The following is a 13,923-nucleotide window of genomic DNA, read 5'->3' as shown; positions in this document are numbered from 1 at the left end:
GACATGCTCAAATATAGAACAATTACTTTTGTTCTTTTGCTGGATTTCTGTGATAAACTTTACCGTGAAGAAATTCATCGATAGCAACTAGAGATGGTTTTGGCATTCTTTCGTAATGCTTAGAAATCTCAATTTGCTCTCTGTTTTCAAAAATCTCTTCTAAATTGTCATTTGAGCTTGCAAATTCGGCTAATTTACTATGTAATTCTTCTTTTACATTTGCTGCAATTTGGTTTGCTCTTTTGCTGATTACTACTAAAGATTCGTAAACGTTGTGCGTTTCAATATCAAATTCTCTTAAATCTCTGGTAACTGTTGTATTTGAAACAGTTGGCTTATTTACATCTTTATTGTTCATCTTCTTGCTTGGTTTTATAGCCGTAGGCTGCTAAAGTTTCTTTTGTTTTTTCTATCCCTTTTAAAGAAGCTGTTTTTAGGTCTTCTGCTTCTTTTGAAAAAGTACTTTTTGGGTATCTTTCTACAAATCTACCATATTCTTCGATAGCTTCGTTATACCTATCCTCTTGTTTGGTTTCTAAACTGTTTTTTGCGTATAAATATTGCGCTTGTATGGTCAGGTATTCCATTTCTTCCGCATATTTAGTGTCGGGAAAGTCTTTTGCTGAATTCCTGAAAGCAATTACAGCCGCTTGATAATCTCCAATATCTAAGAATAGTTTTGCATTCTCAAATGATTTTCGCTCCAATTTCTCTCTTAAATCAGCAATCAGTTTGCTAGCTTCTGCAACACGTTCGCTCTTTGGGTAAAGGTTGATAAACAGTTGTAAAGATTCTATTGCCTTATAGGTATTGTCTTGATCTAGCGAATAATTAGGTGAATCTAAATAAAAGCAATAAGCTGCTAAAAAACGACATTCCTCTGCTTTGGGACTACTTGGATAAGTATCTGCAAATGTTTTGAAATGATATCTTGCTGATAAATAGTCTTTTAATTTGTAATTTGTATAAGCATAATAGTAGTAAAGGTCTTCAGATTCTGACCTTCCTCTATATCGCTGTACTAAATCGTCAAATAAAACTAATGCTTTAGAATAATCTTTCTTGTTGTATAAACGGATAGCTTCCTGGTATTTTTTCGCAACATCAGTACTTGCTCTCAGCTTCTCAAATCTGCTTTTACAGCCTGTAAAAACGACAGTAAATAATATAAATAAGCTTAATACTGCTAAGCCCTTGTTTTTAAACATGCTGCAAAGATAGGTTAATAAATAATAATGTCAATTGTAAAATATATGAAATGCTAAACTAAAATAATTCTTTCAGCTTGAGAGATAATTAACAAAATTTAACGCGATGTATAGAATGATTGAATTCGTTTACTCCATTATTCTATACGTTGTTCATCAAACCTCTGTATTTATCTGTATTTTGAGATTACCGAATCGCTTTTAAAGATAATTGATTTGATAGCACTGTCTACAGCGTTTATTTTTAGCTTCTGGTCATTTAAATAGTCCATGACTTCTTCATGAGATTTACCCGTGTAATCGGGGTTGAAGTTGTGCATCCAAGTCATCATTGCATCATCTGCGGAAGCGAGTTCTTTGATAACCTGTGTTAAGTCTGTACGTACTTTAGCGGTATCTAGGCTTGTTTTTTTTGACTTTAGGCTATCAAGCTGAGTAAGCATTTTATTTGCTGCTATCTTTTTTTCCATCAAAGCACCCATATCCATCATTACACTATCATGTACGGCAATTACAGATTGCTGCAAGTCCTCTTGCTGTTTTTTATGGTTGTTACAAGCTGTGAAAGCAAAAGTTAGGCATAACAGACCTAAAATAGTTGGTTTTAATAAATTAGTGAATTGCATAATAAAGTTGATTAAAGGTGATAAGTTAATTAAAAATGAATGCCTGGCTACCTCTTGGTTGATCTGTTTTTAACGACCGCGTATTGTTTTGGATGTGATAAAGATATCTAATCCAATTCCACTCATCAAATTCTTTATGCACTTTCAGTCCTAAGGAATTTACAATTGTGCGGTAAGTTACTCCAGTATTTATGATTCATTATTGTGGCTTTGTGTGTGTTGGCTTCTTTTTTGCGTTTAATTATAGCATAACGGATTGTTAGCTTAATATATAGCAATCAAATTTATTAAAACATTATCTATTAAAATGCGGTATTGTAAATAGAATTGTAGCAAGAATACTTATATTTGAATTTTAATTGTTTTATGATGGAATTACCTGTTGGATCGAGAAGAGAAGTAATGAGTTATTTGGAGCCTTTTATGGTGAACGAAATGGCTGATTATTTAAAGCCGGTTGAAGATATGTGGCAACCTGCAGATTTTTTGCCAGATGCCAGCAAAGATACTTTTTTTGATGAAGTTAAAGATTTGCAAGGCAATGCAAATGAACTTTCTTATGATTTAATGGCAGTTTTGGTTGGTGATACCATTACAGAAGAAGCTTTGCCAACCTACGAATCATGGTTAACTATGGTTGATGATATTTCTAGAAGCGAACAAGGTGGTTGGATGAAATGGGTGAGGGCTTGGACTGCGGAGGAGAATCGCCATGGGGATTTGTTGAATAAATACCTTTACCTATCCGGAAGGATTAACATGAGAGCGATGGAAGCATCTACTCAATACTTGATTCAGGATGGTTTTGATATTGGTACAGGTTACGACCCGTATAGAAACTTTATTTATACCTCTTTTCAAGAAATTGCAACTAATATTTCTCACAGAAGGGTTGCTCAGTTGGCTAAAAATTCTGGCGATAAGCAACTTTCGAAAATGTGCGGTGTAATTGCTGCAGATGAAGCTCGTCATGCTAAAGCTTATAAAGCGTTTATCAGTAAAGCGTTTGAGGTTGATGCTAGTGAAGTGATGATTGCTTTTGAAGATATGATGCGAAAAAAAATTGTAATGCCAGCTCATTTTTTAAGAGAGCTAGGCACTAACATTGGCCATACTTTCGGTCACTTTACAGATGCAGCCCAACGTTTAGGTGTTTATACAGCAGTAGATTATGTTGATATTCTGAAAAATTTAATTGAAGATTGGAATGTGGAAAGCATGAAAGACTTGAACGAGGCCGGAGAAAAAGCCCGCGATTACGTGGTTGCTTTACCTAATCGTTTAACAAGAATTGCCGATCGTATAAAAGTTCCAAATTTAGAATATAAGTTTAGCTGGATTATCGCTTAGACTCATTTTTAACATATACAAAAAGCTCCTTGATTATTGATTAAGGAGCTTTTTTGTTGGGGGTTAGCTTTTGCTTTTTAGAGACCCGATTTTTAGGAAGTGAAATTTACGGTTAGGGATAGCAGCGGATACAGGCTTTGTGGCTAAGGCCTTGCGCAGTATGAGCGGATAGCCCGCCCGCTTTTTTAGCGGAAACGCCGCCCTAAATATATAAACAAAAAAAAGCCGTTCCTTTAAATAGAAACGGCTTTTGCTTTTCAGTTTATGTCCCGTCCTGAAATAGCGTTACACAAAAAGTAATGTTATGAAAGAAGAAGCAGAGAATGAACATGTTAGAAGAAGTTCGAAAGATTACAGTTTTTCTTTTAAGCTGAAGGTGATTGAGGAGATCGAACGTGGGCTTTTAGGGAAAAAGGAAGCTCAACGCAAATACGGTATTCAGGGAGATGCCACAATTAGTAATTGGCTGAGAAAACATGGTAACTTTGATTGGGAAAACAGGACCCCTCAGACTATGTCAAAAAGCCCCGAACAGAAACTCCTAGAACTGGAGCAGAAAGTAAAACTGCTAGAGAAGCAGAAAGCCGAACTGGAGAAAAAGCTTGATTTCACGGATAAGAAAGCCATCTTCTTTGATATGATGATAGATATTGCGGAAGAAGAATTCAATATCCCCATCAGAAAAAAGTACTTACCCAAACAGTCCAGCGGTTCAAGTCAGAACAAAAAGAATCGTTGAGCGGCGTCTGTAGATTGCTTGGGATGAACAGACAACTTTATTACCGGGCTATAAATTCACTGAATAACAAAAGAACTGTTGCCCAAAAAGTAACAGCACTGGTGCTGGAAGTGCGCATGCGTATGCCCAGGCTAGGCACCCGGAAACTCTACCATATGCTTTGTCCAGAGTTACAGAACCTAGGAATCGGAAGGGATAAACTTTTCAGGATAATGAAAGCCAACCATCTGGACATTGTTCCCAAAAGGCAATATCACATCACTACAGATTCCCATCACAGATTCCGTAAGCATAAAAATTTGGTTGAACATCTCAGGGTGGACAGACCCGAACAGGTCTGGGTATCAGACATTACCTACATCGGGACAAGAAAGAACCCGATGTACCTGTCCCTTGTAACAGATCTCTATTCCAAGAGGATTATGGGGCATGACGTTTCAGAAAGTCTTCATGCCACCGGAGCGGTCTGTGCAATTAAACACGCCCTGAAAAACCGCAGATTCAAAGATGAAGAGCTGATACATCACTCTGACAGGGGACTGCAATATTGCTGCGATGAGTATCAGGGACTATTGGCTGACAGCCGAATTCTGTGCAGCATGACGGAAAGATACGACCCCTATCAAAATGCAGCCGCTGAACGGATCAATGGGATACTGAAACAGGAATTTATTCGTGGAATTCAGATAACTGACATACAATTGATGAAAAAACTGATTGCCCAATCAATCGATATTTACAATGGGGAAAGACCACATTGGAGTTGTTTCATGAATACTCCAGATCAGATGCACAGACAAAGAACTGTTAGAATCAGAACGTATAAAACAAAAAATAGCATCGTGGAAAACCACAATGCTATTTAAAATTATTATTCTTGTAAAAACTGTAACGCTATTTCAGGACGAGACATTATACTTTATTTGATAAACAATAGTTCTCTAAACTTTGGTAAAGGCCAAAGGTTATCATCAACCATTAACTCTAATTTGTCAACATGGTAACGGATTGGTGCAAAGTATGATTTTACTTTCTCATCGTAAGCTATTGCTTTATCGCGAGAGCTTTCCATTTTGTTAGCTATTTTACGCTCCTCAATCATCGCATGTACGTTGTCTTTAATAAAGTTTACATGTTTTGATATTTCTTTGATGATCAAGATTTGTGCGCTGTAGTTTTCCTCCTCTAAACCGATGTCTTGCAGACCTTTAACGTTTTGGATAAGCGTGTTTTGGTAAATTATTGCAGACGGGATAATTACGTTTGTTACCATTTCGCCAATTACACGACCTTCAATCTGTAACTTTTTGTAATAGTCTTCTAATAAAATTTCATGACGGGCATGTGCTTCTCTTGATGTGAAAACTCCGGTCTCATGGAATAATTTTATAGATTTTTCTGAACTTAAAGCGTCTAAGGCTTTTGGTGTGGTTTTGATGTTTGATAAACCACGTTTTTTAGCTTCTTCTGCCCACTCATCACTGTAGCCATTGCCTTCAAAGCGGATACTTTTTGATTCTTTAATATACTTTCTAAGTACGTTAACGATAGCAAGATCTTTTTTCTCGCCTTTTTTAATCAGTTTGTCAACATCAATCTTAAATTTTACCAGCTGTTCTGCCATGATGGTATTCAAAATGGTCATCGGGCTAGATGAATTGGCTGATGAGCCAACCGCTCTTAACTCGAACTTGTTGCCTGTAAAAGCGAAAGGTGAAGTTCTGTTTCTATCCGTATTGTCAAACAAAATGTTAGGTATTTTTGGAATACCAACCCACATTAAGTTTTCGTCTTTAACTTTTTTAGCAATTTTTGGACTTTCGATTTCGTCAAGAATATCATTCAGCTGGCTTCCTAAGAATATAGAAATAATTGCCGGAGGTGCTTCGTTTGCTCCCAAACGATGATCGTTATGTACAGACGCGATAGATGCTCTTAATAAATCGGCATGCTCATGAACTGCTTTAATGGTATTAACAAAGAATGTTAAAAACATCAAATTGTTTTTTGGTGTTTTGCCAGGCGCTAAAAGGTTTTTACCAGTATCTGTAATTAAAGACCAGTTATTGTGCTTTCCAGAACCGTTTACACCCGCATAAGGTTTTTCATGCAATAAAACTTTAAAGTGGTGTCTTTTTGCAACTTTATCCATCAAATCCATCAACAATTGATTGTGGTCAATGGCTAAGTTTATTTCCTCATATAAAGGAGCGCACTCAAATTGGGAAGGAGCAACTTCGTTATGGCGAGTTTTTAATGGAATACCTAATTGTAAGGCTTCAATTTCGAAATCCTGCATGTAAGCAAGTACTCTTTCTGGTATTGAACCAAAATAATGATCTTCTAGTTGTTGGTTTTTTGCAGATGAATGACCGAAAAGTGTTCTTCCTGTTAATAGTAAATCTGGTCTTGCATTAAATAAGGCTAAATCAACTAAAAAGTATTCTTGTTCAATACCTAATGAAACATTAACCTTAGTTACACCTTTGTCAAAATAACTACAAACATCAACTGCGGCTTTATCCAATACAGATAATGCTTTTAATAAAGGAGCTTTATAATCTAACGCCTCGCCGGTGTATGATACAAATACTGTTGGGATACAAAGTGTGCCTCTAAATATAAAAGCCGGAGAACTTGGGTCCCAAGCGGTATAGCCACGAGCTTCAAAAGTACTTCTTATGCCTCCGTTAGGAAAACTTGAAGCGTCTGGCTCTTGTTGTACCAAAGCATCTGCAGAAAATTTTTCTAAAGGAGAACCGTCCGGCGCAGGTTCAAAAAATGAATCGTGTTTTTCTGCAGTTGTACCAGTTAAAGGCTGGAACCAGTGTGTGTAATGTGTTACTCCTTGGCTCATTGCCCAAGATTTCATTGCGGCAGCAATGTTTTCCGCAATGTCTCTTTCAATAGGTGTTCCGTTTTCGCCTGCGTTAACGATAGCCTCAAAAGCCTCTTTAGACATATAGGCTTTCATTTTTGGTTTATTGAAAACGTTTTTACCGTAGTAGTCAGAAATTTTTGTAGATGGTGCTTTAACTTCTGGTATTGTTCTGCCCAATACCGATTGAAGTGCTTGAAATCTAATTGTTGACATTTTGAGGTGTTTTTTATGAGTTAAAAACTATTTTTTTTAAAGAATGGGATAAAAGTAATGTGATTTTGTGAGTTTTTTATATTTTTTTTCAAAAAAAATCAACTATTTCTATTTTTTATTGAAAATATTACTGAATAACTGTTGTTTGTTTGATGGTTTTGGTTAATAAGTGAGTTTTTTCTGTTGTTTTTGATGCAAAAATGGATCGTTATCTATTATTTATGATTTTTTCCACGTTATTTCTTTTAAAGAAATGTTAAATTTTTACTTTTTGTATTGTAAATAATGTAAAATTGTGTTTATTTTTAATGTTATATTTTATTTTATTATAAAAATATTGATAATACTCATTTTTATTTTTGTGTTTTTATATAAATGTTGACTTTAGTAAAAAAAAAATACGTTATTTTTTGTTTAATCAATTAGATATATAATAAACATTGATAATAGTATTTTGGTTAATATTAATTTGAACTAAAATTTTAAAACAAATGAAGATGAAAAAAATTATTCCCTTTTTAGTATTGTCAATTATTGCTGTTCTCTGTTTTATTTTCCCTAATGGAAATATCTTAGATATTAAGGACACTAAGATTGATACGGGTGATACCGCCTGGCTACTGGTTTCGACTGCATTGGTTTTATTAATGACCCCAGGACTAGCATTTTTCTACGGCGGAATGGTTAGAAAGAAGAATGTTATTTCTACCATGTTGCAAAGTTTTGTTTCTATGGGAATTGTAACCATAATTTGGGTGGTTGTGGGTTTTAGTTTAGCCTTTGGAAATGATATTGGCGGTATTATAGGAGATCCGAGGACTTTCTTTATGATGAAAGACACTTTAGGCCTTGCTTCTTGGTCTTTGATGCCCACAGTACCGCTAATTTTATTTGCGATGTTTCAGTTAAAGTTTGCGGTTATTACGCCGGCTTTAATTACAGGTGCATTTGCGGAACGTATTAAGTTTAATGCTTACCTATTATTTATTACGCTGTTTGTAATCTTTATCTATGCGCCATTAGCACATTCTACATGGCATCCACAAGGTATTCTATTTAATTACGGTGTGCTGGATTTTGCTGGCGGAACGGTAGTTCACATGTCGGCTGGTTGGGCTGCGCTTGCTGCTGCATTATTTTTTAAGAAAAGAAATTCGGCAGACCATACACCTGCTAGAATCAGCTATGTAATATTAGGAACTGGTTTACTTTGGTTTGGCTGGTTTGGTTTTAATGCAGGTTCAGCAGGTGGCGCAAATGTTTTAGCAGCTACCGCTTTAGCTACAACCACCACTGCTTCTGCTGCTGCTGCGATAACGTGGATTTTCTTCGATATTTTAAGAGGTAAAAAACCGACAGCTGTTGGAGCCTGTATCGGTGCGGTTGTAGGTTTGGTAGCAATTACTCCTGCGGCGGGGTTTGTAACAATCACAAGTTCTTTAATCATCGGATTTGTAGCTGCAATAGTAAGTAACCTGGTGGTGATCTGGAGATCAAAAACAAATATCGATGATACTTTAGACGTTTTTCCTTGCCATGGGGTAGGAGGAATGGTAGGTATGCTTTTGACCGGTGTTTTCGCAAGTCAGAATGTTAATCCGGCCAATACAACTGGTAATGGATTGTTCTACGGAGAAACCAAATTGTTTGTTGTCCACTTAGTTGCGCTAGTTGGTGTTTCTCTTTTCGCTTTTGTAGGCTCGTTTCTCTTATTAAAGATAACCGACTTAATTATACCATTGAGGGTTTCTGCTGAGGATGAACTAGCTGGATTAGATGTTTCGCAACATGACGAAGAGTTATAATGTTTCAAATTAAAAAGTAAAAATTACATAGTAAAAATTACATAGTAAAAAGTAAAAAGTACACAGTAAAAGTACACAGTACTATATCCTTAACAACGAAAACCTTAAACAAATCAAAAATGAAAAAGCAACTATTAACTTTAATCTTAGTCCTTATAGTTTCATTTGGTGCAAACGCCCAAACAGATTCTACCAGCGCACCTTTAGAAATTTCGGGTTCTATAGACGCATATTATAAATATGATTTCTCAAAGAATGCGAATATCCCTACCAGTTTTGCTACTGATCAAAACTCGATTTCTTTGGGAATGATTGATATTGCCTTAAAAAAGAAAACGGGTAAATCCTCTTTTGTAGGTGAACTTTCTTTTGGTCCGCGAGGTCAGGGACAGTCGATTTTACCCGGCGACGGCGGAACAAGCTCTTTCCATATTCAAAATTTATATGCAAGCTATGCCTTTACAGATAAATTTAGCATGACTGCAGGGTTTATGGGGACTTTTATCGGTTATGAGGTGATATCGCCAGTCGGAAATTTCAACTATTCAACATCGTATCTGTTTACAAACGGACCTTTCCAAAATGCAGGTATCAAAGCTAATTATGCAATATCTGATAAAGTTGGCGTAATGGTTGGCTTGTTTAACGATTCATGGAATTCTTATACCGCTAATCCTTCCTTTGGTGTAAACGCAATTGGTGGTCAGTTGACAATATCACCAGTTGAAGGCTGGACAGCTTATCTAAATGTTTTAACAGGGTCTGAGTGTGGAACTATTTATGATTTAACAACCGCATACCAAATCACAAGCAAATTCAAATTAGGTTTAAACGGAGCCGACTTTTCAGGAATTGGTAACGATGAGGGATATACAGGAGTTGCGTTATATCCATCATTTAATGTAAGCGATGCTTTTGCATTAGGTTTACGTGGTGAATACTTTAAAGGAAAGAAAAATTCTGCTTATGATGCTGTTCCTTCTGGTCCTGCGGCTGATGAATCTGTAACTGCATTAACCTTAACCGCTAATTTAAAAAGCGGTGGTTTAACTTTTATTCCAGAATTTAGATTGGATAACGGAAGTGCAAATATGTTTTTGAAAGAAAATGGAATGCCTACAAAATCAGCATCTCAGCTTTCTTTAGCAGTAGTTTACGCATTTTAACGAACACAGTAAATTTTAAAAATGATTCCCTTAGCTATTTTAGCTGAGGGTTTTTTGTTTTCGGAAAGTATTGTAACAAAAATATTTCAACTTAAATAATACTGTAAAATATATATCGTTATATGATAAATAAATCCTTACCGCTATGATATTTTCTAAAATTGATGTGAACAAGGTTGAGTGGCTTAATCTTGTTTTTGAAAACAGAAACCAGTCTTATGGAGCTTATGTTCTTAGAAGAGACGCTGGAAGTTATTTATTCAAATCTTTATTGATAACCGGTTTTATTTTTGGGGGAGCTGTTTTATTCTCTTCCCTTAGCAATAAAACAGAATTGGATAACTCGATAGTTGGCGTCACTCCTTCAGTTGATCCCGATGTAGTTCATGTTATCCCATTGAGATTGTTGAACCCAAACCTCAGCTAGTTGTTAAAGAATCTTCTGCACCAGCAATTAATTTGGAGAAATCAGACTTACAATCCGTGAAGTTTTCAGGAAAACTAAATCCTGTTCGAGATGAGTTGGTTGTGGCAGAAGTACCAACAAGTAAGCAGATTGCAGAAAGTATAATCGGTTCGCAAACAAGTGTAGGTTTAACCGCAGGAGCCACTGATAATGGAAGTGGTATAGGAAATGCTAACGCAACAGGCGAAGGCTCGATAGGAGGAACAGAGATTTATGGCACCGAATTTTTAGAAGCTATGCCGGAATTCCCTGGAGGAATGAGCGCTTGGGCTAAGTTTTTAACAAAAAATTTAAAATATCCGGTGATGGCTACAGAAGGAGGAGTAAGTGGCAAAGTATTGGTGTCTTTTGTTGTAGAGAAGAATGGAGAGATTTCTAATTTGAAAGTTATTAAGGGAATTGGTGGTGGATGTGATGAAGAAGCGATGCGTGTGATCAAAAAATCTCCTTTTTGGAAACCCGGTATGCAGAATGGAAGAGCGGTTAGGGTAGCGTATATGATGCCGGTTGTTTTTAGGATGGAGTGACCAGCTAAGAGATATTTAAAAGCCACAATTTTCGATAGTTGTGGCTTTTGTTTTATATTTGAATTTATAGAAAACGGTCATAACTAATATAAAAAAATATTAAAGTGTTCAATACAGCAGTTAATCCGTTTTTAAATGTATTTAGATTAGACTCTTTAATAGAAAAAGCGAATACAAAGATTATCTTTCCACTCTATCACACTGTTAGTGATAAACGCTTACCCCATATTGATAACCTCTACAAATGTAGAACAGTAAATGAGTTTGAAACGGATCTTACATTTTTTACCAAGAATTTCAAATCTGAGAGTATTGAAAGTGTTTTTAAACTTATCAACAGCAAAGAAATAATTAGCGAACCTAGATTTCATTTAACTTTTGATGATGGACTGAAACAGGTTAGGGATATTATAGCGCCAATCTTGTTAAGAAAAGGAGTTCATGCTACGTTCTTTCTAAATTCAGGATTTATTGATAATAAGGCATTGTTTTATAGATTTAAAACATCTTTGATTATTGAGGCTTTGAAAGCGAAAAATTTTTCGAAAGCTACTGTTCAAATTGTCGAAACTAAGCTTGGAGATATTGTAGGAAAGACATCTCGTGAAAAACTGCTAAATATAAAGTATTCTAATGCGAATGTTTTAGATGATATAGCCGAGTTATTAGATTTGGATTTTGATTCTTTTTTAAAATCTGAACCGTACCTTACTTCAGAAGATGTACGGTGGTTAGTTGATAAAGGCTTTACTGTTGGCGCACATAGTATAGATCATCCGAGATTTAGTGAGATTACTATCGAGGATCAATTTATTCAAACCACTGAAAGTTTAGATTTTGTAAGAAGAAATTTCAATACAAGGTTAAACCTGTTTGCTTTTCCTTTTTCAGATATTGGTGTTTCTAACCGTTTTTTTGAGACAATCTATGAAAGGAATTTTGTCGATATGTCTTTTGGAACTTTCGGGCTTAGAAAAGATAAATTCTCAAACAACTTTCAGAGAATTGCTATCGAGGAAGATAATTCATCTGCGGAAGAGATTTTAAAAAGAAACTGTTTGAAACTTTTGATTTTAAATTTGTTCAATCAAAATATAATTAAAAGATCATGAGGGTTAAGGAAAGAATCAAAAGTTATCTGTCCTTTGAAAATAGAATGGAACTACGTCTTTTTAAAAATAACTTGAGGGCGCTGTTTTTTTTTGGCAGCAATTTTTACTGTGTTTGCTGTAATCGTTCTTTTAGAAAATTTTTGCCGTACGGAAACGTATCTAGAAAGAATGCAATGTGTCCTTATTGTGCTTCTTTAGAAAGAACAAGGCTTTTAAATTTATACTTGCTGAACGAAACAGACATATTTATTAAAAAAAAGAAGACGCTCCATTTTGCACCTGAGTACATGCTAAGTAAGAAATTAAGAAACTCACTTAAGAATGATTATGTTTCGTCAGATCTTGATCCATCTGTAGCAGATATTCAACAAGATATTCAGAGCTTGACTTTTAAAGATACAGTTTTTGATTATGTGATTTGTTGCTGTGTTTTAGGACATGTTGCTGATGAAATTAAGGCGATTGATGAGATTTATAGAGTTCTGAAAATTGGAGGAACGGCAATAATAAATACGGTTATTAATTTGAAAGAGTTTGAAACTTTAGAGCTGAGCGGTGTTTCTTCAGAAGATGAAAGATTGAAATTTTATGGTGAAAAAGACCTACTTCGTCTCCATGGTCTAGATTTTAGAGAAAGACTTGCGAGAAAAAATGTTAAAATTGAGATGGTAGATTACTCGTTAAAATATAGTAAAGAGGAGAATAAAAGACAGAGTCTAGGAAATAAAGAAAGAGAGTTGTTTTTCGTTATTGAAAAATTAGATAAGTAACATGTTCAAAAAGGTTGATTTTTTGACTTTCAATAATACAGGACTAAACAACTTGAGTCTTTCTTTAACTTTTGTAGAAATTACGGCGAAATTAATTAATTGCAAAGCAGTTTTTTTTCTTTATTTCTTAGATGATAAACCAGTTTTGAAACTTTCTTCTTTTGAAAGAGATGGAAAATTAATTTTGCCGAATATCTATCCGTTCTATAGTGGTTTTTGGTTGGATAACAGTTTATCTTATTTGAAGCAGAATGAGGTTTTGGATAATACCTTACTCGAATTAAAGAAAACCTATAAATCAATCAAACTAATGTTACCGGTAGAGGTAAAGGATATTAGGTGTTTTATATGGAATGATTTTGATGTTACTGTACGTTACACTTATTTGAAGAAGCTGGATGCATTGAAATTTAAGAAAGATATGGTAAGAAACCATAAGATTGCCTTAGATAGACTAAATTTTACGTTAAAAGAAATGCATGGTTTTGATTTGTATTGGGATTTTCATAAGTGCTTACTGTCGGATATTGGATTTTCAATCAAGATTATTGGAAATTTAAGAAGCTGGATTATTGAGCTTATGGAAAAAAGAATAATTAAATTTTTTTGTGTTTTTGATGAAGGCGATAATTATATGGGCTCTACCTTTTTGGTGTTAGATCAATTTAAAAAAACAGGGAATTCGCTGTTGGAACATACCGTTGATAATAATTTAAAATCTAAATCAAATGCTTTTTTAAAAATAAGTATGCATTATTGGCTAAAGGAAAATAAATATGAATATTTCGATTACCTAGGCGCAAACACCAGGAAAGTTGCTGAAAACAAGGTTAGGAGCGAACCGGAACTTCAAAATTATTATATTGTAGATTACAAGTATAACCAATTTACTATTATTAGAAACAGACTACATAAAATTAAACGTTTTATAAGGAATTATTTTAAATAAACTTAGTTAAATATAAATTACATTTCGATAGTGTGTCCAATTAGATTCAATATTAGATGATTGCTTCTTTATGTTTTTGAAATCGTTTGAGTTGTTATATGCCAACTTGTA

At 34.8% G+C, this 13,923-nt stretch carries 14 protein-coding genes; 10 read left to right on the top strand and 4 right to left on the bottom strand.

Going from position 1 to position 13,923, the window contains the following annotated elements; genetic code table 11:
- Positions 1–22 precede the first annotated feature (22 nt).
- The 3 genes from B176_RS0112895 to B176_RS0112885 all read right to left on the bottom strand — a co-directional run bounded on the left by B176_RS0112895 (position 23) and on the right by B176_RS0112885 (position 1,834).
- Positions 23–358, bottom strand: a complete 336-nt coding sequence (locus B176_RS0112895; RefSeq protein WP_017259235.1) for a DNA-directed RNA polymerase subunit omega — start codon at positions 356–358, stop codon at positions 23–25.
- Positions 348–1,208 (bottom strand): outer membrane protein assembly factor BamD, encoded by an 861-nt coding sequence (locus tag B176_RS0112890; protein ID WP_017259234.1) that lies wholly within the window; start codon positions 1,206–1,208, stop codon positions 348–350. Before B176_RS0112890 ends, B176_RS0112895 begins: the two co-directional genes overlap by 11 nt.
- Positions 1,209–1,378: 170 nt before the next feature.
- Positions 1,379–1,834: a hypothetical protein gene (locus tag B176_RS0112885; RefSeq protein ID WP_017259233.1), complete on the bottom strand. Its 456-nt coding sequence runs from the start codon at positions 1,832–1,834 to the stop codon at positions 1,379–1,381.
- Between the two features lie 369 nt (positions 1,835–2,203).
- Between B176_RS0112885 and B176_RS0112880 the strand changes: the two genes are divergently transcribed.
- From B176_RS0112880 to B176_RS0112870, 3 genes are all read left to right on the top strand, one after another.
- The gene (locus B176_RS0112880; RefSeq protein WP_017259232.1) at positions 2,204–3,184 is read left to right on the top strand and encodes an acyl-ACP desaturase; all 981 of its coding nucleotides are present in this window, start codon (positions 2,204–2,206) and stop codon (positions 3,182–3,184) included.
- A 304-nt stretch (positions 3,185–3,488) separates the two neighbouring features.
- Positions 3,489–3,923 carry a transposase gene (locus B176_RS21285; RefSeq protein ID WP_017256978.1) on the top strand — a complete coding sequence of 145 codons (435 nt, stop codon included), beginning with the start codon at positions 3,489–3,491 and terminating at the stop codon, positions 3,921–3,923.
- The gene (locus tag B176_RS0112870; protein ID WP_202803325.1) at positions 3,920–4,789 is read left to right on the top strand and encodes an IS3 family transposase; all 870 of its coding nucleotides are present in this window, start codon (positions 3,920–3,922) and stop codon (positions 4,787–4,789) included. Before B176_RS21285 ends, B176_RS0112870 begins: the two co-directional genes overlap by 4 nt.
- Positions 4,790–4,842: 53 nt before the next feature.
- On the opposite strand, the gene B176_RS0112865 is transcribed toward B176_RS0112870, so the two are convergent.
- On the bottom strand, positions 4,843–7,017 hold the full coding sequence (locus tag B176_RS0112865) for a glutamine synthetase III family protein (RefSeq protein ID WP_017259231.1): 2,175 nt from the start codon (positions 7,015–7,017) through the stop codon (positions 4,843–4,845).
- 497 nt (positions 7,018–7,514) lie between these two features.
- On the opposite strand from B176_RS0112865, the gene B176_RS0112860 reads away from it, so the two are divergent.
- The 7 genes from B176_RS0112860 (at position 7,515) to B176_RS0112830 (ending at position 13,812) form a co-directional block, all read left to right on the top strand.
- A complete protein-coding gene (locus B176_RS0112860; RefSeq protein WP_017259230.1) occupies positions 7,515–8,822 on the top strand; it encodes an ammonium transporter in 1,308 nt (435 codons plus the stop codon).
- A gap of 119 nt (positions 8,823–8,941) precedes the next feature.
- On the top strand, positions 8,942–9,988 hold the full coding sequence (locus B176_RS0112855) for a porin (protein WP_017259229.1): 1,047 nt from the start codon (positions 8,942–8,944) through the stop codon (positions 9,986–9,988).
- A gap of 145 nt (positions 9,989–10,133) precedes the next feature.
- Complete coding sequence (locus B176_RS0112850; protein ID WP_017259228.1) at positions 10,134–10,415, top strand: hypothetical protein; 282 nt, start codon at positions 10,134–10,136, stop codon at positions 10,413–10,415.
- A 56-nt stretch (positions 10,416–10,471) separates the two neighbouring features.
- A complete protein-coding gene (locus B176_RS20335) occupies positions 10,472–10,981 on the top strand; it encodes an energy transducer TonB (RefSeq protein ID WP_017259227.1) in 510 nt (169 codons plus the stop codon).
- 104 nt (positions 10,982–11,085) lie between these two features.
- Complete coding sequence (locus tag B176_RS0112840; protein WP_017259226.1) at positions 11,086–12,093, top strand: polysaccharide deacetylase family protein; 1,008 nt, start codon at positions 11,086–11,088, stop codon at positions 12,091–12,093.
- Positions 12,090–12,863, top strand: coding sequence for a class I SAM-dependent methyltransferase (locus B176_RS0112835; RefSeq protein ID WP_017259225.1), 774 nt, complete (start codon positions 12,090–12,092; stop codon positions 12,861–12,863). The genes B176_RS0112840 and B176_RS0112835 overlap by 4 nt, the downstream gene beginning before the upstream one ends.
- Position 12,864: 1 nt before the next feature.
- The gene (locus B176_RS0112830; RefSeq protein WP_017259224.1) at positions 12,865–13,812 is read left to right on the top strand and encodes a hypothetical protein; all 948 of its coding nucleotides are present in this window, start codon (positions 12,865–12,867) and stop codon (positions 13,810–13,812) included.
- Positions 13,813–13,923 lie beyond the last annotated feature (111 nt).

It is taken from the genome of Pedobacter arcticus A12 (assembly GCF_000302595.1).
In the GTDB taxonomy this organism is placed as follows: Bacteria; Bacteroidota; Bacteroidia; order Sphingobacteriales; family Sphingobacteriaceae; genus Pseudopedobacter; species Pseudopedobacter arcticus.
The sequence above is the reverse complement of the archived record's forward strand: the minus strand, read 5'-3'. Positions and strand labels throughout refer to the sequence as shown.

What these genes read in the sequence shown, in the direction of transcription:
- B176_RS0112830 (WP_017259224.1), top strand. Translation starts at nt 12,865, where the DNA reads ATGTTCAAAAAGGTTGATTTTTTGACTTTCAATAATACAGGACTAAAC.
- B176_RS0112835 (WP_017259225.1), top strand. Translation starts at nt 12,090, where the DNA reads ATGAGGGTTAAGGAAAGAATCAAAAGTTATCTGTCCTTTGAAAATAGA.
- B176_RS21285 (WP_017256978.1), top strand. Translation starts at nt 3,489, where the DNA reads ATGAAAGAAGAAGCAGAGAATGAACATGTTAGAAGAAGTTCGAAAGAT.
- B176_RS0112890 (WP_017259234.1), bottom strand. Translation starts at nt 1,208, where the DNA reads ATGTTTAAAAACAAGGGCTTAGCAGTATTAAGCTTATTTATATTATTT.
- B176_RS0112860 (WP_017259230.1), top strand. Translation starts at nt 7,515, where the DNA reads ATGAAAAAAATTATTCCCTTTTTAGTATTGTCAATTATTGCTGTTCTC.
- B176_RS0112885 (WP_017259233.1), bottom strand. Translation starts at nt 1,834, where the DNA reads ATGCAATTCACTAATTTATTAAAACCAACTATTTTAGGTCTGTTATGC.
- B176_RS0112895 (WP_017259235.1), bottom strand. Translation starts at nt 358, where the DNA reads ATGAACAATAAAGATGTAAATAAGCCAACTGTTTCAAATACAACAGTT.
- B176_RS0112855 (WP_017259229.1), top strand. Translation starts at nt 8,942, where the DNA reads ATGAAAAAGCAACTATTAACTTTAATCTTAGTCCTTATAGTTTCATTT.
- B176_RS0112865 (WP_017259231.1), bottom strand. Translation starts at nt 7,017, where the DNA reads ATGTCAACAATTAGATTTCAAGCACTTCAATCGGTATTGGGCAGAACA.
- B176_RS0112850 (WP_017259228.1), top strand. Translation starts at nt 10,134, where the DNA reads ATGATATTTTCTAAAATTGATGTGAACAAGGTTGAGTGGCTTAATCTT.
- B176_RS0112880 (WP_017259232.1), top strand. Translation starts at nt 2,204, where the DNA reads ATGGAATTACCTGTTGGATCGAGAAGAGAAGTAATGAGTTATTTGGAG.